Source organism: Paenibacillus sp. J2L1-98 (genome assembly GCF_056269405.1).
Genome location: NZ_JBWDNW010000024.1, coordinates 58,537 through 78,307, shown reverse-complemented (window position 1 = coordinate 78,307; position 19,771 = coordinate 58,537). Strand labels below are relative to the sequence as shown.

17 protein-coding genes are annotated in these 19,771 nt (G+C 50.5%); 3 read left to right on the top strand and 14 right to left on the bottom strand.

All coding sequences use genetic code 11. The features are described 5' to 3' along the window. Window positions 1-331: 331 nt before the first annotated feature. Entirely contained in the window at window positions 332-643 is a 312-nt protein-coding gene (locus AC0YNZ_RS26645) for a hypothetical protein (RefSeq protein ID WP_475829486.1), read from the top strand. A gap of 142 nt (window positions 644-785) precedes the next feature. Here the strand turns inward: AC0YNZ_RS26645 and AC0YNZ_RS26640 are convergent, their stop codons facing one another. From AC0YNZ_RS26640 to ftsE, 5 genes are all read right to left on the bottom strand, one after another. Further along, a complete protein-coding gene (locus AC0YNZ_RS26640) occupies window positions 786-2,078 on the bottom strand; it encodes a serine protease (RefSeq protein ID WP_475829485.1) in 1,293 nt (430 codons plus the stop codon). A 105-nt stretch (window positions 2,079-2,183) separates the two neighbouring features. Further along, window positions 2,184-3,641 carry a S41 family peptidase gene (locus AC0YNZ_RS26635; protein WP_475829484.1) on the bottom strand — a complete coding sequence of 486 codons (1,458 nt, stop codon included), beginning with the start codon at window positions 3,639-3,641 and terminating at the stop codon, window positions 2,184-2,186. Window positions 3,642-3,823: 182 nt separating this feature from the next. Further along, window positions 3,824-5,125 (bottom strand): murein hydrolase activator EnvC family protein, encoded by a 1,302-nt coding sequence (locus tag AC0YNZ_RS26630; protein WP_475829483.1) that lies wholly within the window; start codon window positions 5,123-5,125, stop codon window positions 3,824-3,826. 12 nt (window positions 5,126-5,137) lie between these two features. Beyond that, window positions 5,138-6,055 carry a permease-like cell division protein FtsX gene (ftsX, locus tag AC0YNZ_RS26625; RefSeq protein WP_475829482.1) on the bottom strand — a complete coding sequence of 306 codons (918 nt, stop codon included), beginning with the start codon at window positions 6,053-6,055 and terminating at the stop codon, window positions 5,138-5,140. Further along, a complete protein-coding gene (ftsE, locus tag AC0YNZ_RS26620; RefSeq protein ID WP_110770282.1) occupies window positions 6,045-6,731 on the bottom strand; it encodes a cell division ATP-binding protein FtsE in 687 nt (228 codons plus the stop codon). The genes ftsX and ftsE overlap by 11 nt, the downstream gene beginning before the upstream one ends. A gap of 202 nt (window positions 6,732-6,933) precedes the next feature. On the opposite strand from ftsE, the gene AC0YNZ_RS26615 reads away from it, so the two are divergent. Further along, window positions 6,934-8,385 carry a VanW family protein gene (locus AC0YNZ_RS26615; protein ID WP_475829481.1) on the top strand — a complete coding sequence of 484 codons (1,452 nt, stop codon included), beginning with the start codon at window positions 6,934-6,936 and terminating at the stop codon, window positions 8,383-8,385. Window positions 8,386-8,509: 124 nt separating this feature from the next. Here the strand turns inward: AC0YNZ_RS26615 and argH are convergent, their stop codons facing one another. From argH to argC, 7 genes are read right to left on the bottom strand one after another with little or no spacing between them, the layout of a single operon-like run. Next, window positions 8,510-9,925 (bottom strand): argininosuccinate lyase, encoded by a 1,416-nt coding sequence (gene argH / locus AC0YNZ_RS26610; protein ID WP_475829480.1) that lies wholly within the window; start codon window positions 9,923-9,925, stop codon window positions 8,510-8,512. Window positions 9,926-9,951: 26 nt separating this feature from the next. Continuing rightward, on the bottom strand, window positions 9,952-11,181 hold the full coding sequence (locus tag AC0YNZ_RS26605) for an argininosuccinate synthase (RefSeq protein ID WP_475829479.1): 1,230 nt from the start codon (window positions 11,179-11,181) through the stop codon (window positions 9,952-9,954). A 51-nt stretch (window positions 11,182-11,232) separates the two neighbouring features. Next, window positions 11,233-12,192 carry an ornithine carbamoyltransferase gene (argF, locus tag AC0YNZ_RS26600; protein WP_110770278.1) on the bottom strand — a complete coding sequence of 320 codons (960 nt, stop codon included), beginning with the start codon at window positions 12,190-12,192 and terminating at the stop codon, window positions 11,233-11,235. Window positions 12,193-12,237: 45 nt separating this feature from the next. Continuing rightward, window positions 12,238-13,440 carry an acetylornithine transaminase gene (locus AC0YNZ_RS26595; RefSeq protein ID WP_475829478.1) on the bottom strand — a complete coding sequence of 401 codons (1,203 nt, stop codon included), beginning with the start codon at window positions 13,438-13,440 and terminating at the stop codon, window positions 12,238-12,240. A 5-nt stretch (window positions 13,441-13,445) separates the two neighbouring features. Continuing rightward, a complete protein-coding gene (gene argB / locus AC0YNZ_RS26590; protein WP_475829497.1) occupies window positions 13,446-14,231 on the bottom strand; it encodes an acetylglutamate kinase in 786 nt (261 codons plus the stop codon). Window positions 14,232-14,283: 52 nt separating this feature from the next. Beyond that, window positions 14,284-15,525, bottom strand: coding sequence for a bifunctional ornithine acetyltransferase/N-acetylglutamate synthase (gene argJ, locus AC0YNZ_RS26585; RefSeq protein ID WP_475829477.1), 1,242 nt, complete (start codon window positions 15,523-15,525; stop codon window positions 14,284-14,286). Window positions 15,526-15,580: 55 nt separating this feature from the next. Continuing rightward, window positions 15,581-16,630, bottom strand: coding sequence for an N-acetyl-gamma-glutamyl-phosphate reductase (gene argC, locus AC0YNZ_RS26580; RefSeq protein ID WP_475829476.1), 1,050 nt, complete (start codon window positions 16,628-16,630; stop codon window positions 15,581-15,583). A gap of 374 nt (window positions 16,631-17,004) precedes the next feature. On the opposite strand from argC, the gene AC0YNZ_RS26575 reads away from it, so the two are divergent. Continuing rightward, entirely contained in the window at window positions 17,005-17,451 is a 447-nt protein-coding gene (locus tag AC0YNZ_RS26575) for a hypothetical protein (RefSeq protein ID WP_475829475.1), read from the top strand. 163 nt (window positions 17,452-17,614) lie between these two features. Here the strand turns inward: AC0YNZ_RS26575 and AC0YNZ_RS26570 are convergent, their stop codons facing one another. Then, window positions 17,615-18,499 carry a YitT family protein gene (locus AC0YNZ_RS26570; RefSeq protein ID WP_475829474.1) on the bottom strand — a complete coding sequence of 295 codons (885 nt, stop codon included), beginning with the start codon at window positions 18,497-18,499 and terminating at the stop codon, window positions 17,615-17,617. Window positions 18,500-18,597: 98 nt separating this feature from the next. After that, a protein-coding gene (prfB, locus tag AC0YNZ_RS26565) for a peptide chain release factor 2 (RefSeq protein ID WP_475829473.1) occupies window positions 18,598-19,705 on the bottom strand; the annotation gives its coding sequence in 2 pieces (ribosomal slippage) (window positions 18,598-19,632 and window positions 19,634-19,705; 1,107 coding nt in all). Window positions 19,706-19,771 lie beyond the last annotated feature (66 nt).

Genomic DNA, 19,771 nt, shown 5'->3' with positions numbered 1-19,771 from the left:
GTCATCCACCCCCATCATTCCGAACGCTCTTATCATTATAGTCAATTATAGGCATTTCATTTCATCTGTTATTATAAAAATAAGAATGTTTGTTCCCGTATATTATACCGTTAACTGTCAAGCGGCGCAATGATCCCAAAACAAAAAAATACGCGCAGCATGATCCGTTTAAGTCTTGCTCAGCGGTATAGCTTGCAAGCCTCTCCGCTCGATAAGCATATCAATCGTTTTCTTCATCCATGACTTTTGGAGCAGATCCTGCGAATCATCTACCGCATATATTTACAAATATTTTAATTTCCCGCTAAAAGTTTACACAAGCATCTTTAAATTGTATTATTATGTTGTTGCCGGATGGAAAATTCCGACAACAGCATTTGAAAAGAGCGAGCAAATCGAGGTTAGAAGCAAAGATGAAATCGGCCAATTAATGTCTCACTTCAATCGCATGACGGTTCAGCTAAAAAAAATGATCGAGCAGGTAAAGGATACATCGGCCTATATGCCGAAAATATTACGGGGATTACGCGTATTTCCGAAGCAAACAGAAAAAAAATGGCCGCATCTTCGCAGGAGCAGCTTGCATCCCTCGAAGAAACCGCCAATTCCGCAGAGCTGCTCCGAGACCGGGCAGCGAATTTGAATGAAATCGTAAACCAATTTAAGCTTTAGACCCGATTACGCTCAGGACCCTTTCGAACAGCAGAGTATGATGAGACGATCAACATACTCTGTTTTTTTCTAAGGATTAGACAGATCTCAAATAATCGCTTCACACTCGGCTATCAACGCACTTTCACACTTTGGTCTTCGCGGCGATTCGCGGTACGGGAGCTGCGCAGCAGCTCGAGCAGCGATGCCGGTCCTGATGCAGCGTAATAATTGGCCTGCTCGTCAGGAGCGAGAATAACGCCCAGCTGATGATGCTCGCCGGCAAAACGCGCACGCTGCACAAACTTCAATTCGCCGTCAAGATTCAAAACTTCCAGCTTGCAAAAGGCAGAGTTGTGAACGAGCGCCTCATAAAGGTCCTCTTTCGTTCTTACATGCATCCCGTTCACCTTGTGCAAAACCTCGCCGGTAATGAGCCCCATCGCAGCGGCAGGCGTCCCAGGCACGATACCCAGTATGCGCAAACCGCGCGAGTCATGGACGTACAATGGCGATTGAGCCGCTTCTACCGACCGGCTGCGCCATATGATGGCCTCATGCAGTAATAGTGAGGCGATTGCCGCAAGCGGCAGCAGCATTGGCTGCCACCAAGCCAGGATAGCTGCGCCCGCCAAGCAAATGCTGTAAAGCAGCAGCCCCTTTGCCGCGTGCTTCGCTTTCTCCCGGGGCAATAAAGATCTTGTCATTTCGGTAAAGCCGATAATCATAGGCAACGCCACGAATGTCCAGCCCTGCGACCAGTCCGCTCCAAATAGCGGTGTCCATGGCAATGCTGATGACGACGCGCCGCTTCCGGCAGCCGGTACCAGCATGAGCAGCGGCACCGGCCAAAATCCCTGCAGCATATAGCCGCCAACCAGCTTGCCTCTCTTCCCCTCGAGAAACAACGGCGTAGCGAGCCGGTCTCCTTGCCAGCGCACGAGCACCGCTTCAGCCAGATGAAGCAGGGCGACCAGAACGAGCAGCCCCGCGGCATCGATTCCTGCAAGCGAGGCTGCTGCGGATCCAATCCAATCCGTCCTCTCCGATAGAGGCGTCCACCCGAGCAGCCACTGAAGCAGGACAATGACTCCCGCGCTATATGCGAAGCATAAGTAGCGAATCCGGACTAGCATGAGGACAGCGGCAACCGCCCACAACCAAATGACCGATTCGCCCGTTAACGTCACGCCAACGAATGCTCCTGCAACCGACACGGCTAAGCCAATCAGCAGACCCGTTAACAGCGCTTTTAAAACCAAACTTGGCCAATTGTGCAGCTTAACCGCAAACATTTGCCGCTCCATCCGAATTTGTCTCGTGTACTGCAAAATAATAAATAACACCGCAATATAATAGAATGGCTGTGCAACCAATTGGACAGCCGCTTGCCCGAGCATTTCAAGCAACTCCATCGCCGTTTCCAAAGCTAACACTCCTTCACTCGTACCGCATGTCCTTATAAGCCTTAAAAAATAAAAGGCTGACTCTGTTAAACAAAGTCAACCTCTTATTCATTCGACATGCGCGCATTATTTCCTGCCTACCGCCTTAATTGCTTCATGCAGCTGCGTATCATTTTTTTCATCCTGAATCCATTTAATGACCGCTTTCTCAAGCGCCTCTCCTGTCTGCTTATCGACCTGTCCCGTAGCCGGCAAGCTGTGCTCCGATTGGAATTTCTTAACGGCTGTTGTTGTCTCCGCTCCATAATAGCCATCCTCGCGCCTCGGTTCATACCCGAGCCCGTGCAGCATAATTTGTACGCTTCTCACCTGCTCGCCCAGCATATCCTGCTTCAGCGTCTCAGACAGCGTCAACCTGGCTACCGTATATAGATCTGGCGGCTGCACGGCAATATCCGGCTTAATGCCATTTTCATGAATCCAATTGCCCTTCGGCGTCAGCCATTTTGCAATCGTCATTTTCACCAGGCTTCCGTCGCCTAGCGCCTTGTTGTAGCTCACCTGCACCGTACCTTTGCCGAATGTTGTTTCGCCTACCAGCTTCGCTCCTGCACCCTCTTGCAAAGCACCTGCTAATATTTCTGACGCGCTTGCGCTGCCGTTATTCATGAGAACCGCTATAGGGTACGATTTACTTTGTCCCTGCGATAGCGTCTTCTCCCGATTTCCATCCCGATCCTCTACCTGTACGACAGTCGTACCTTTGGGCAAAAAGGACTGTGCGATTTCCACGACAACCGGCAGCACGCCGCCCGGATTGTTGCGCACATCCAGTACAAGCCCCTTCATCCCTTGCTCCTCAAGCTTAGCGAGCTCCTGCTTAAAGCGCTCCGCCGTATGCAGAGAGAACTGCCTGATTTCAATGACGCCTGTCCCGTCGGGACGCAGGCTGCTATATACCGTTTCCACATCGATATCATCGCGGATGAGCACAAGCTGAATCGGCTCGGAGAATCCGGCCCGCTGCACCACAATTTTTGCTTTCGTTCCTTTTGGTCCGCGAATTTTAGCTACAGCATCCTGTAAATTCAATCCGTCCAGCTTCACGCCGTTCACAGAGAGCAGCACGTCCTTGGCCAATAAGCCCGAACGCTCCGCCGGCGAGCCTTTGATCGGGGAAACGACGACAATGCGTCCATTCTCAAGCGTTACCTCTGCCCCAATTCCGGTAAACGAGCCCTCGATCGATTCCGAAAAATGCTGCGCTGCGTCCTTCTCCATATAGACGGAGTAAGGATCATCCAGCGACGACATCATTCCGCTGACCGCGCCATCGAGCAGCTCAAGGCGATCGACCTTTTGATAATATTTTGTTTCGATTAATTCCAGTACCGCATTAAGCTTTGTCAGCTCATCCTCTTTCAGCCTGAAGCGCTCACCCTCACCGGCTGCCGAAGCCGAGAGTGCAGGCGCAGACGGCTCGTCCGGCTTAATGATTTGATCCGCGATCGTTAACGTAACGAGTACGGATGCAATCATCGTCAGCATAACAAACGCGAATACTGTGCGTCCTTTGAAATGCACCTGTCTACACCACCTTCTCATCTTACACGGTCTTAGATTTAAGACCACCCTAGTATATGACAAGCCGCTTACAATTATTTGTCTTATACGGTAAAGATGATCATTTCTTGATTTTTATGATCTCCCATTTCAAACAAGGCAGCCACATGGGCTGCCTTGGATATATGAGTATGAATGATTGCTTATTTTAAATAGCTGCTCGGATTAACGGGCGTTTCGTTTTTACGCACTTCGAAATGCAGATGCGGCCCTGTCGAGTTGCCTGTGCTGCCTACCTCGGCAATTTTTTGGCCCTTCTTAACCGTTTCGCCTTTTTCGACCTTTATTCCGCCATTGCGAATATGTCCGTAAAGCGTCCACAAGCCGTTACCATGGTCGATGATGACACAATTTCCGTAGGTGCTCCACGTTTGCGCGACGAGCACGACACCGTCCTCAGCCGCATAAATATCCGTACCCTGCGGAGCGGCAAAATCTATACCCGTATGCGTATGCTTCTTGCCCGTAATGGGATGGACCCGCGTACCGAAGTTTGAGCTTATCCGGTAACCGTCCTTGATCGGCATGCCCAGCCTGCCGCCCGAGTATGGGTTTGAAATTCTATTTTTCTCCGAATTCAGCTTGGATACTTTCGAAGCGAGCTTCATAAGCTCCTCATCCTGCTCCTCGCTGATTCCTTCAAGCTCCTCCAGCGTGCTGTCTATGTGCTCAAGCTCGCTGTCCAGCTGTTGAAGCTTGCCGTCCAGCTGTTTAATATTGCTATTGTAGCTCGCAATCATCGTTTGTTTTTCTTCTTCCTTCTTCGCAAGATGAGCTTCGTACATCTCAAGCTTTTCATATATTTTCGTCATTTCGGCAAACTGCTTCTCGACCTCAACTTTTTTGAGAGCGACCAGCTTCTTTTCCTCCCGCTGCTCCGCCAAAATATCGCGGTCCTGCGACAGGATCGATTGAAGCGCATCGAAGCGGTCGATAAAATCAGTAAAGCTTGTCGCGCTGAGCAGCACGTCCATGTAAGAAACAAAACCGTTCGTATACATAAGGCGCATACGCGATTGCAAAAGCGCATCGCGCGTTTTTACCCGTTCCTCTGCCTGTTCCAACTCAAGACCTGTTTGAAGCAGCTCTTCTTCCTTCGCATCGAGCTGCGCAAGCGTCTTCGTTTTGGTAACAACGACATTATCGATTTCGGCCATTATGCTCTCGATCGATTTTAGAGCTACCGTCTTCTTATCCTCGATATCTCCCTTTTCATTTTTCGCGCTTTGTGCTTGTTGATGCGCATTTGCCGCCTGCCGCTTCGCATCTGCTTTTTGCTGCTCCGTATTTGCGGCACGTCTCTCTGCTTCCTTCATCTCCGCCTTCGCGGCCGCAATCTGCTTCTTGATATCGCTAAGGGATGCAGCTTCTCCGTCTGTTGGCTGCAATACAAACATTGTGAGCATCATCGTAACGGTGAATAGTAACCATTTTCTCTTCTTCACGTTCGCTTCCACCTACACTTTCAAATACTTTCGTATCGAAATCGTACTGCCCCATATGCCGATCAATGATCCGAGTCCAATGAGAAGCGCGGCGGTCAGCAGACCGGACTCCTCAATCGTGACGAGCTTAATCATCATGAGTGATAATTCCATTTGTGTAAATTTCACGAGCTGTGAATAACCGGCCAGTACGGCTATCGTCGTAATAACCGAGCTAATGATGCCAATCATTGCTCCCTCAATGAAAAACGGCCAGCGAATGAAAGCGTTCGTCGCGCCAACCAGCTTCATAATGCCAATCTCGCGGCGTCTTGCGATAATAGTCATTTTGATCGTATTCGAGATGAGGAACATGGCGGTTACCGACAATCCGATGACGATGACAAGACCTATGTAACGGAGGGCATTTGTAATTTTAAACAACGTTTCGACCGTGCCTTGTCCATATTTGACTTTAGCAATCGGCATGAGCGCATCTGCTTTATTGATCGCTTCGATCTGCTTCGCTGCCGCTTCGATCGATTGCGGATCATAAACCTCTACCGTAAAGGAATCGGGCAGTGGATTTTTTTCTTTTTCATAGCCATCGAGCAAATCCTTGTTATCATCACCCAGGTTTTTACGCAGCAGATCCAGCCCTTCTGCTTTGGACACAAACGTAACTTTGCTTACTTCGGTAAGATTGCCGATTTTGTTCTGCAGCTCCGTAATTTTCGCTTTATCGACATTCAGCTGGAGGAACACGCGAATTTGCACCTGGCTCTCAATTTGAGCAGCCATCTGATTCACATTCATTGCAAGCAATAAAAATACGCCGAGAATGAACAAGGAAATAAAAATCGAGCTCATGGAAGCAAACGACATCCAGCCATTCCGAATGATGTTTTTGGCGCCTTCCCGGAGATGACGGAGTATGGTTCTAAGCTTCATAGCCGTACTCCCCTCTTACCTCATCACGAACGATATTGCCGTTCTCGATAGCAATGACGCGTTTACGCATGGAGTTAACGATATCTTTGTTGTGGGTGGCCATTACGATCGTAGCGCCGCGGAAGTTAATTTCCTCGAGCAAGTTCATAATGCCAAGCGACGTTTCCGGATCCAGGTTGCCCGTAGGCTCATCTGCTACAATGACGGACGGGTTATTTACGATCGCCCGCGCGATCGAGACCCGCTGCTGCTCGCCTCCCGACAGCTGGGCAGGCAGACTGGCATGCTTATGCTTCAGACCGACGAGATCAAGCACCTCCATCGTTCTCCTCTTGATCACACGGGACGGCGCTTCAATAACTTCCATGGCGAAGGCGACATTTTCATAGACCGTTAATTTCGGCAATAGTCTGAAGTCTTGAAAAATAACGCCTATATTTCGTCTAACAAACGGTATTTTACGCGGCCTCAGCTTGCCTATATTAAATCCGTTGACTGAAATCTGTCCTTTTGTCGGTACTTCCTCGCGATAAATCAATTTCATAAATGTCGATTTCCCTGCACCCGACGGTCCTACTAAATAAACAAATTCATTGCGATCTATACGAACAGAGACGCCTCTTAACGCATGCGTTCCGTCGATGTACGTTTTCCATATGTCTTGCATCTCGATCACATTATCACATCCTGTTTATAGTCAGTACTACTATTTCGACAGTTTGCGCTGAATTCCTTCATAAGGAGGTAGCTTTCCTCATTTTTCACAAATCTCATAATAAAATCAATTGTCGAATCGGGCTAAGACTGCTCATTAGACAAAATTACACTCCGTGATGCATATACATGTAAGACTGTCTTGTTTGAACATGCAGGAAGGAGTGATTCGTATCGTAAAACGTATACATATCAGCATTATCGTTATCGCTTCGCTGCTGCTCGTTGCAGCTGTCGGCTGGGGCATTGTCATGAATTACGCGCTGCAAAAAACCGTTCCCTCTAAGGTAGATGCAGGAGGCATTCCAATCGGAGGTTTGTCGGTAGACGATGCCTTGGAGCTGCTCGGGCAATATGAGAGCTCGCTGCTTCAGCGCACGATTACGATTCATGGTACAGCTGCGGCCAGTGACAGCAAGCAGTGGACAGCTGCCGAGCTTGGCTACAAAGCGGAATTCAAAGGCGCACGTGAAGCCTTATTAAAGCTTAGTGCCGGTAATGTTTGGGAGCGAGCCGTCTACCGCTATCAATTTCAGAAAAAATACGAGCTGACGCAATTCTGGAATCATGATGCCTTTGATGCAGCCCTTCGAAAGCAGTGGAGCTGGATTGAAAAAAACGAAACCAAAAATGCTTCGCGTATCATCACAGATGATGATAAGGTGATTTATGAGCCTCATGTCGACGCATATCGCTTGGATACCGGAAAGCTATTGGATGAGGTGGATGATTGGGTTGTGCTGGAGAAAGAACAAATTGGTTCACCTGTGGAGAAGGCATTTGATGCTAAGCTTCCGGTTACCACCATTCATCCCGAGCTGACGCTGGAGAAGCTGAAGGACGAGGGCATCGAGCGTAAAATTATGGAGTTTTCCACGGAATTCCGAACGAGCGCTGAAGGGCGCGCTCATAATATAACAGTGACCGCAGAAGCACTAAATGATTGGGTTCTTGCGCCGGATGAAGTGTTCGACTACAGCAAGCTTATCGCAAGGGCAGAAGAGTTATTTGACTATCGCGAGGCACCGGTTATTTTGAACGGAAAGCTCGTTCCTGGAATCGGCGGCGGGATTTGCCAAGTATCGAGCACCCTTTATAACGCGGTACTGCGCGCTGGCTTAGGGATCGTGGAACGACGAAACCATTCCTTGCCCGTTGCTTATTTACCCATCGGCCAGGATGCCACTTATGCGGGGGGCGCCATTAACTTTCGGTTTAAAAACACGACAGGCAAGCATCTCATCATTCGCACCGTCGTGGCGGATCGCAAGCTCACGGTCAAGCTGTTCGGAACGATGAACGCGAACGAACGCTACGAAATCGAGTCCGTGACGCTCAAAACGATTGCTCCGGCCGTTCAGGAGATAAGCAATGCGAGTTTATCGCCAGGCCGGCAGGTCACGGTCGAAACTGGCAAGCAGGGCTATGTCGTCGATACTTACCGCACGTTTTTTCGTGACGGAAAAGAGGTGTCGCGCGAACGCGTATCGCGAGATACGTATAAGGCACAGCCTATCGTAATCGAGGTTGGCCCGCTGAAGGACGGAAGCGGCCCGGCTGCAACGCCGACACCTCCGCCGAGCACAACAGAGCCGCTGCTTGAAGATGGGGTTTAATGATTGCCATTTGCGGCAGGCAGCATCATTGCCGTAAAAAAAAGCAGTTCAGCGGATTCCCTCAAGAGGCTCTGCTGAACTGCTTATTTTCTTTTACAAGCAGCCCCCAAGAAAGCTGCTTTCCTTATCTGCTGCGCTCAAGATATTCGGTTACCCATGCAGCTGTTTGCTCCAAAGCCAGATCTGCACGTCCGATTGCATCTTGGACTTGTGTTTTTGCCGTACCGCCGTAAACATTACGCGCATTAACAACCTGCTCTGGTTGAAGCACCGTATAAATGCGATCGTCGAACAGCGACGAGAACTGCTTGAACTCTTCCAGCGTCAGGTCCAGCAAGTATTTGTTTTGCTCGATGCAATACAATACCGTTTTGCCGATTACCTCATGCGCTTGGCGGAAAGGCAAGCCCTTACCGACCAGGAAGTCCGCAATATCCGTTGCGTTTGAGAAATCCTGATTAACCGCTTGACGCATCCGATCCTTGTTCACCTTCATTGTTGCGATCATCGGCGCAAACAGCTGAAGCGCGCCCTGCAGTGTCTTCACCGTGTCGAACATGCCTTCTTTGTCTTCCTGCATGTCCTTATTGTAAGCAAGCGGCAAAGATTTCAGCACCGTAAGCAGGCCGACAAGATCGCCGTAAACCCGTCCGGTTTTGCCGCGTACAAGCTCAGGCACATCAGGATTTTTCTTTTGCGGCATAATGCTGCTTCCTGTGCAGAACGCATCATCCAGCTCGACAAAATGAAACTCCGTGCTCGACCATAGAATAAGCTCCTCGCTTAGGCGCGATAGATGCATCATGATAATCGATGCGTCCGCCAGAAACTCAACTATGAAGTCACGATCGCTTACCGCGTCCAGACTATTCTCATAAACACGATCGAATTTCAGCTGGCTCGCAACAAAATGACGGTCGATCGGGAACGTCGTCCCCGCCAAAGCGCCTGCTCCGAGCGGAAGCACGTTAATGCGCTTGTAGCTGTCCTGCAACCGTTCGATATCCCGGCCGAACATCGATACGTACGCCATCAAATGATGGGCGAACAGGATCGGCTGCGCGCGCTGCAAATGCGTATAGCCCGGCACAATCGTGTCGATGTTCGCTTTGGCTTGCTCGATAAGCGCGGATTGCAGCTTGTAAAGCATATCAACGAACTCAACAACACGCTTGCGAAGCCACAAATGCATGTCCGTCGCCACTTGGTCGTTCCGGCTTCGGCCGGTATGCAGCTTGCCGCCTACAGATCCGACGTCATCGATTAGCGTCTTCTCAATATTCATATGAATATCTTCGTCTCCGATGGAGAATTCGATATCGTCGCGCTTGATGCGTTGCAGCACGCGGTGCAGGCCGTCCTTAATTTTCTCAACGTCAGCAGCTGGAAGGATGCCTTGCTTGCCAAGCATCGTTACATGCGCCAGGCTGCCTTGAATATCCTCTTCAGCAAGTTCCTTGTCGAACATGATCGAAGCTGTGTATTCCTCTACCAACTGGTCTGTTTTTTTCGTAAAACGACCGCCCCATAATTTACTCACTGGTTCGTCACACTCCCTTGTAAAACTTATTTATTGCTAACAGCAGAGGATACTTTCAGACGCAAAGCGTTCAGACGGATAAAGCCTGTCGCATCGCCTTGATCGTATGCTTTCGACGGATCAGCTTCCATCGTTGCAATGTCAGGATTGTACAAGCTAACCGGGCTTTGTACGCCTGCTCCGATAACATTTCCTTTATAAAGCTTCAAGCGAACGACGCCGCTCACGTTCTTTTGCGATTCGGTAACTAGCGCCTGCAAGGCAAGGCGTTCCGGCGCGAACCAGAAGCCGTTGTATACGAGCTGGCTATATTTTGCGATCAAGGAGTCACGAAGATGCATAACCTCGCGGTCCATCGTCAAGGATTCCATTTTGCGGTGAGCTGTAAACAGAATTGTTCCGCCCGGTGTTTCGTACACGCCGCGGCTCTTCATGCCGACGAAACGGTTCTCTACCATATCGACGCGTCCGATGCCATGCTTGCCGCCAAGCTCGTTGAGCGTGTCCATTACTTCAAGCGGGCTAAGCTCTTTGCCGTTAATAGCCGTACAATTGCCCTCTACAAAAGTAAGCTCCACATATTCTGCTTTATCCGGCGCATTCTCAGGAGATACGCTCAGCACATACATGCTTTCGTTTTCTTCCGAGCTTGGATCGAACCATGGATCTTCCAGCATGCCGCTCTCAAAGCTGATGTGCAGCAGGTTGCGGTCGGTCGAATAAGGCTTAGCCGCAGATGCGGTAACCGGAATGTTATGCTTCTCGGCGTAGGCGATCATTTCGGCACGGCCCGGGAATTCCTCACGGAATGCTTCAAGGCGCCAAGGTGCGATAACGCCAATCTCAGGAGCCAGCGCAGCAGCAGTCAACTCGAAACGAACCTGATCATTGCCCTTGCCTGTTGCGCCATGCGCAATATAAGCCGCTCCCTCTGCACGGGCGATATCAACCATGCGCTTAGCGATAAGCGGACGCGCGATTGAAGTGCCGAGCAAGTATTGGCCTTCGTAAAGCGTACCCGCTTGGAACATCGGGTAGATGAAATCTTTGGCGAACTCATCGCGAAGATCGTCGATGTACACTTTGGAAGCGCCTGTTGCCAGTGCTTTCGCTTCCAAGCCGTCCAGCTCGTCCTTTTGTCCGATATCCGCCGTGAAAGCGATAATTTCAGCGTCATAAGTTTCTTTCAACCATTTGAGGATAACCGAAGTATCCAAGCCGCCGGAGTAGGCGAGCACGATTTTTTCTTTTGCCATAGTTGTGTTTTACTTCCCTTCGAATGTATTCGTATATTTGAATCGATTAAGCTAGGACATAATTGCAGCCATAATCGCTTTTTGCGCATGGAGCCGGTTCTCAGCCTGGTCGAAAATAATCGAACGGTCGCCGTCGATTACGCCCTCGCTCACTTCTTCGCCGCGGTGAGCCGGCAAGCAGTGCATGAACAGGTAGTCCTTTTTCGCGTATTTCGTTAACGCCTCGTTCACCTGGTATGCGGCAAAAGCAATCTCGCGTTCCTTCTGCTCCGCTTCCTGGCCCATGCTCGCCCACACGTCGGTGTACACGATATCGGCATCCGCAATCGCTTCCTTCGGATCGCGGCAAATGTGGATTTTTGAGCCTGTCTCGGCAGCATGATCCTTCGTTTGCTGAATAATATCCGCATCCGGCTCATAGCCCTCCGGCGTCGCTACGGACATGTGAAGACCAAGTTTAGCCGCACCCATTAGCAGGGAATGCGTCATATTGTTGCCGTCGCCGATATAGGCGATCTTCAGGCCTTCAAGACGGCCCTTCTTCTCGAGAATCGTTTGGTAATCCGCAAGCGCTTGGCATGGATGCGACAGATCCGTCAATCCGTTAATGACCGGAATCGTTGCTCCGCGGGCCAATTCAACCACTTTACGATGTGCGAATGTACGAATCATAATACCGTCTAAATAACGGGACAACGTCTGAGCTGTATCCCAGATCGTCTCGCCGCGGCCGATTTGCAGATCATTTCCGCTGAGGAACAACCCTTGTCCGCCGAGCTGATACATCCCGACTTCAAAAGAAACGCGAGTGCGTGTCGAGGACTTTTCGAAAATCATGCCAAGCGTCTTGCCCTTTAGCACATGATGGGTTTCGCCTGCTTTTTGTTTTTGCTTGAGATCAATGGCGAGGTCGATCAAGTGACGGATTTCCTCCGGCTTGAAATCAACCAGCATTAAAAAGTCGCGCCCCTTCAAGCTTTGCGCCAATTCCTCTTTTACTGTTCCTTGCATGTTGAAGCCCTCCTCCAGGTTAATGCAATTTACTTTCTTATGTTGTTAAACGACGGTACGCTTCGCATCCAATAATTGTGCTAATATCGTAACAGCCGTGTCGATTTCTTCATTTGTGACCAGCAAATTAGGCAGTAGACGGATAACGTTCGGTCCCGCCGAGATGACGATCAGGCCGCGCTCCTGCGCCGCGGTCAAAATATCCGCAATCGGCTCCGCACATGCGATACCTACGAGCAGACCAAGTCCGCGAACCTCATGGACAAAAGCATTCCCCGCCAGCTTCTCCCGAAGCTGCGACATCAAATACTCGCCCTGCTGCGCTGCGCGCTCGGATAAGCCCTCGCCCACAATGGTCTCAAGCGTCGCCTTTACGACCGCAGTCGCTATCGGCGTTCCGCCAAACGTTGAGCCATGGCTGCCTGCGGTGAAGCCTTCGCGCAGCTTTTCCTTTGCTGCCATGGCGCCAACCGGGAACCCGCTTCCAAGGCCTTTGGCCATTGTGAAAATATCCGGTTCAATGCCGTAATGCTCATACGCGAACAACTTCCCCGTACGTCCCATTCCGGTCTGAATCTCATCCGCAATAAGCAGGATACCTTGCTTCTCGCATAATGCGACAAGCCCCTTCATGAAGTCCGGATCAACCGGATAAATGCCGCCCTCTGCCTGCACCATCTCCAGCATAATCGCTGCAGTCTGATCGGATACCGCCGCTTCAAGCGCGGCCAAATCGTTAAGCGGTACCGTTTTGAATCCTTCCGGCAGCGGCGCAAAACCTTCCTTCACCTTCGCTTGACCCGTTGCCGTAAGCGTCGCAAGCGTGCGTCCGTGGAAAGATTGCTCGAATGTAATGATTTCAAAACGGCCGTTGTTCAGCACCTTCTGATTGTAACGGCGTGCGAGCTTAATTGCCGCTTCATTCGCCTCAGCGCCCGAATTGCAGAAAAATACCGCATCCGCGCAGCTGTTATCCGTAATGAGCTTCCCCGCTTCCGCTTGGTTCGGGATATGAAACAGGTTCGATACATGCCAAAGCTCATCCAGCTGCTTAATTAAAGCTTCTTTGATTTGTTTAGGAGCATGCCCGAGATTCGTGACGGCAATTCCGCTCATAAAATCAAGGTATTTATTTCCTTTATCATCCCATAGCCAGCTTCCGTCACCCTTTACCAAAGCGATCGGATATCTTGCATAGGTAGGAAACAAAGATTGGTCAACAGCAGCCGCTGTTTTTGTCTCACTCATCGATCCTACACCCGCCCTTCATTCGTTTGAACAATTCGTGTGCCGACGCCGCCCTCGCGGACAGCTCTTGTCAATACGCCCGGCTCCTCGCCGCTTACAATCACAACCTCGCGCACGCGCCCCTGTATGCACTGAATGGCTGCGCGTACTTTCGGAATCATGCCGCCGTAGATTTCACCGCTCGCGATCATCTCTTCGATTTCCGCCACAGACACAACCGGAAGCACTTGCTTCCGGCCGTCCACCGTTTTCAAAATGCCCGGAACATCCGTTACGACGATCATTCGCTCGACGCCTAAATGCGATGCAACCGCGCCTGCCGCCGTATCCGCATTAATATTGTAGCGCTGTCCTTGATCGTCAATCCCGATTGGAGCAATAACTGGAATATAGCCCATGGCCATCACGCCCTCGATAATCGCAGCATTCACATCCGTGACGTCGCCTACGAAGCCGATCTCATCGGCATTGGCAACAGGCTGAGCCTGAATGAGCTTGCCGTCAACGCCCGATAGGCCGAGCGCTTTCGCGCCGTTGATTTGAATTTTACGTACGATTTCTTTATTAATACGACCCGCAAGTACCATCTCGACTACATCAAGCACCGCATCATTCGTTACACGCAGACCATTCACGAAACCCGTCTCGATGCCGAGCTTGCCTAACGTCTCTGATATCGCCGGGCCGCCGCCATGCACGATGACCGGGAGAACGCCAGAGAGCTGCAGCTCCTGCAGTTCGTCAAAAAAGCTGTTTGGAAGCGCCGCTAGCGTGCTGCCTCCGCATTTCATTACAAATCGTTGCTCCGCCACTTTTCCATACCCTCCAAGCGTCTACTTTGCTTTAAGTCCGATATGCCGCATTAATGCGGACATAATCATACGTCAAATCGCAGCCCCATGCCGTTGCCTGTCCTTCGCCATTATGTAGATCAACACGAATCACAACGGTATCTCCTTTTAAATATTCCAAGGCTATCTCTTCATCAAATACGACAGGACGAGATTGCTCCAAAGTCAAAATATCGCCAAGACGGATGTCGACCGTCTCCGGATTAACCGGCTGGCCGGCACGGCCTACCGCCGCGATAATACGGCCCCAGTTCGCATCCGCTCCGAACACGGCAGACTTTACGAGTGACGATCCGATAACCGTCTTCGCGATCGCTTGCGCGGAATCGTCGCTTACTGCGCCGTTCACCCGCACCTCAACGAGCTTGGTTGCGCCTTCGCCGTCACGGGCGATTGCTTTGGCGAGTACCTCGCACACATGACGGACCGCTGCTGCGAACGCTGCCCAGCCCTCATGCGCAGCTGTCAGCTCGCGATTGCCCGCAAGCCCGCTCGCCATGGCTACCAGCATATCGTTCGTGCTCGTATCGCCGTCAACCGTTATCATATTGAATGTCAGATCCGTCGACTGGCGCAGAACTTGTTGAAGCGCCTCGCTTCCAATTGCCGCGTCCGTCGTTACGAATCCGAGCATTGTCGCCATATTGGGATGGATCATGCCTGAACCCTTCGCTGCACCCGCTACATAAACCGGTTTGCCGTCCAGCTCAATTTCGACGCATACCATCTTCTGAACCAAATCCGTCGTCAGAATCGCCTGGCAGAAATCATCCGCGCCTTCGCGGTTGCTATCCAGCTTAGCCGGCAGACCGTCGATGCCGGCGCGTACCTTGTCCATTTTCAGAAGCTCGCCGATAACGCCCGTCGATGCAACCGCTACTTGATCCGCCGAAACGCCAATCGACTCCGCGAATCTTGCTCTCATCTCGTATGCATCCGCCTCGCCTTGCTTACCTGTGCAGGCATTCGCGTTTCCGCTGTTCACGAGCACTGCGCGCAGCAGGCCGTCCGAGCCGATGCTCTCGCGCGTTACTTGAAGCGGCGCAGCCTGAAACACGTTCGTCGTATATACGCCCGCTGCCGCGGCTGGAACTTCGCATACGATTGCGCCTAGATCGTGACGCGTCGTTTTTTTGAGACCGCAGTGCAGTCCACCTGCTTTAAAGCCTTGGGGCGTTGTAATCGAGCCGTCCGCGACGACCGAGAACAAGGCTGCCGTATTGTCCTGTCCCATCGTAAAATCGTATCTCCTTCACCTGTATGAGTATGGATAATAAGATCAAATATTTTTAAGGATAAACGGGAACGAATTGCAGTCCAAGCGTCTCGTCCCAGCCCATCATCAAGTTCAAGTTTTGAATCGCTTGACCTGCTGCGCCTTTAACCAGGTTGTCGATTACAGAAACGATGGTTACACGGCCTGTGCGCTCATCGACTGCAAAGCCGATATCGCAATAGTTGGAGCCCCATACTTCCTTCGTAGACGGCCATTGTCCTTCCGGACGAATCCGTACAAACTTTCGTCCTTCATAATAGGAGCGATACAGATCGATAAAATCACCCGTGCTTCGCTCGCCCTGCACAGTCGCATACATCGTAGACATTATGCCGCGCGTCATCGGCACGAGATGTGTCGTAAAGGTCGCCACGACAGGCGTATCAGCCACGGCGGACAGCACCATTTCGATTTCCGGAATATGTTGATGCTTATTCAGCTTATAAGCTTTGAAGTTTTCATTAAGCTCCGAATAGTGAGTGCCCAGCGAAGCGCCGCGCCCCGCACCGGAAACGCCCGATTTGGCATCAATAATAATCGTTGACGGATCGATCCAGCCCTCTTTAACCGCCGGAATAAGCCCAAGCAGCGTCGCAGTCGGGTAGCAGCCCGGATTGGAAATAAACGGAGCATCCAGCACTTGTTCTCCGTATATTTCTGCCAGTCCAAATACGGCTTGCTCTAAATAAGCTTCATCCGCAGCAGGCTTCTTATACCACTGCTCATATAGAGCAGGCGATTTTAACCGGAAGTCTCCGGAAAGGTCAATAATTTTCAAACCGGCCTCAAGCAAGGAGGGAACCAGTTTAGCAGCTACACCGGCAGGCGTAGCTAGAAACACGACATCCGCCTTTGCTTTAATCGAAGCAGGCTCGACATCATCGAGCAGCTCCTCGCGAATGCCCGTCAGATGCGGATATCCTTCCGTAATCGGCGTACCTGCGCTGGATGACGAAATGACCGATGTCACCTCTGCCAGCGGATGGGATGCGAGTAATCGAATGAGCTCTACACCGCCGTAGCCGGTTGAACCGATAATCGCTATTTTCACCTTTGTGCTCATGTTAATCTCTCCCCGAAACTTGATGCTGCGCGCTGAGCCCGCCCCGTTCAGACGAGTAAGCTGCAGCTCCATCTATTGCTCTTTCCGCATGCGGAAAGGTTGTCTTCTTTCTCAACTTATAATTGTACAACATTCGACTGTTGATGGAAATACACACATTGTTTCGTATTATTATACAATCGAATTTATATTAATACAATGAACAATTGATGACTTCCAGCTCCCGCAATGTCCAAAATTAACAGAACATATGTTCTTATTTTATTGTATCATAGCAGAATGATACATGGTATACTATTTTCTGACAGAGAAACAAGAACGGCGAGAAAACCAACGAATACTTCATCTTTAACAAGATCTGAGGAGATGACAGGATGGACGGACAAATTTTGCAGCAAATACTGATGAAGCTGGATTCAATCGAAGGCGAACAAAGGGTAATGAAACAAATTCTCGGAAAGCTGGACTCCATCGAAAACGAACAGGTGGGAATGAGTCATAAGCTTCAATCCATCGAAAACGAACAGTTGGAAATGAAACAAAAACTCCAATCCATCGAAGATGAGCAAAAGGATATGAAACGGGAGCAGCAAACAACGAACCGGCGGCTGCTCAAAATCGAGTCCTTGGTCGTTGATATCCCCTTGGTTCGTCAAGCTGCGCTGGAAACACTGGATGTTTCTAAGCGATTGGAGTCCGCTCAAGTAAGCTTCGAGCGCAAGGTAGCTTCTCAACTGCATACGCATGAGTTTGGAATCGATATTTTGAACCAGGAGCAGTTAAGTGTAAAAACAGAAATTGAAAAACTTAAACGAAAATAAGAACAAGCTCGTAAATGCACTACCTTCGAATTAAGCTCGTAACGATAAGCAACTTCCAAAACTATTTAGGATACAAGATCGCATTTTCATTAAATCCGCACCAAGCTCTTGTATCCTTTCACTTTCAATAAGCCGTTCCGCTTGTCCACGCGCAGTCCGCTAATCAGCCCTCCAGCTTAAACCCTTGCCCGAGCACCTCAGCCGTGTTGCTAATGATAACAAATGCGCCTGGGTCGATTGCCCGCACTAACTGCTTCAGCTTCGCAACCTCATTCTGCCCAACAACCACCATAAGCACCGTGCGCCCCGCTCCCGTATATCCGCCGTGACCATCAAGGCGCGTCAAGCCGCGATCCAAATCATTCAAAATCGCTTCGGCTACAGCCTCGGAATGGCCGCTTATAATGAATGCCACCTTGGACAATTGCAGACCGCTTTGCACAAAATCAATCGTCTTGCTCGTCACAAATAACCCGATCAATGCGTACAGGGCAATCTCAGGCGAAATGATGATTCCAGCTGCCGCAATTACGCACCCATCAAAGCAAACGATTGCTAAGCTAAGCGGAAGCCCCGTATATCGATGTAAAATTTGAGCTGCTAAATCCACCCCGCCCGTAGATGCTCCTCCCCGAAAAACAAGACCAAGTCCGAGCCCTACTCCGATACCGCCATAAATAGCCGCAAGAAGCGGATTACCGGTTGGCGACGGCCAGCCATCCGTCAGCAGCACAAATAGCGGTAATATGATCGAGCCCAGCGCTGTTTTAACCGCAAACCGTTTGCCAAGCAGCCACAAGCCTACGATAAACAGCGGAATATTGATCGCCCATTGTGTGAGCGCCGGTGTAATGCCCGCCATTCTCTGAACGAGAATTGACACACCGGATATGCCGCCTGAAGCGATGCCATTGGGCACCATGAACATATTGAAGCTAATCGCTACAATGACCGAGCCAATCAGGAGCTGGACGATGCTCCAAGCCGATTGTGCCCTCGGACTCAAGCTGCGCCCGCCCTTTCTCCGTTTCACCGCGCCTTTGTTCATGCCTTCAATCTCCTTATAAGCTGATTTTAGCAAAAAGAAGAGCCCCACACGCTATCCGTGTTGGAACTCTTCCCCAAGTTTATGCATTTAACGCTCAATCAATCATGACGAATCTGATGCCGCAAATACCCATCGATAAAAGCATCAATATCGCCATCCATAACAGCGCCGACATTGCCCGTCTCCACCGACGTGCGATGATCCTTCACCATAGAGTACGGATGGAAAACATAAGAACGAATTTGGCTGCCCCAAGCGATATCGGATTGCTCGCCGCGAATTTCCGCCAAGTGCTTCATCTGCTCCTCGATCTTCCTCTCGTACAGCTTGGAACGAAGCATATTCATCGCCCGCTCCCGGTTCTGGATTTGCGAACGCTCCTGCTGGCAAGCGACCACGATTCCTGAAGGGATATGCGTAATTCGGATAGCAGACTCTGTCTTATTGACATGCTGGCCGCCCGCTCCGCTTGCCCGGTACGTATCCACCTTCAAATCTTCGGTACGAATCTCGATCTCGATACTATCGTCGATTTCCGGGACAACATCACAGGAAGCAAACGACGTATGACGGCGGCCCGCGGAATCAAACGGAGATATGCGAACAAGCCTGTGTACGCCCTTCTCTGCCTTCAGATAACCGTAAGCATTGTAGCCTTTGATCAAAATAGTGACACTCTTAATCCCGGCCTCATCACCAGGCAAGTAATCGAGCAGCTCCACCTTGAAGCCGCTCTTCTCCGCCCAGCGCGTATACATCCGGTACAGCATCAGGCCCCAGTCCTGCGACTCTGTTCCGCCTGCGCCAGGATGCAGCTCGAGTATAGCATTGAGCTTATCGTAAGGCTGATTAAGAAGAAGCTGAAGCTCGAAATCGCTCACCTTACGCACGAGCTTCTCAACGCCGCTCACGACATCCGCCTCGAGCGATTCGTCGCTTTCCTCTTCTGCGAGCTCTAACATCATCTGAAGGTCTTCCTGCTCACTGTTTAGCTTGTCGTACTGCTCGACGACCGACTTCACCGCATTCAGTTCAGAAATAACGCTTTGCGCTTTGTCGTTATCATCCCAGAAATCGGGGAACGTCATCTTCTCTTCGAAATTAGCAATGATCTCCTGCTTAAGATCTAAGTCAAAGAGACCCCCTGAGCTCTTGGAGCCGCTTGGCCATTTCACGCAGGTCCTGTTTAACCGTTATGTCTATCATAGCTTCCGCTTCACCTCAAAATAGTTCTGCATTCTTCACCGTATGCTGTACGGCCTAGCGCTGTTC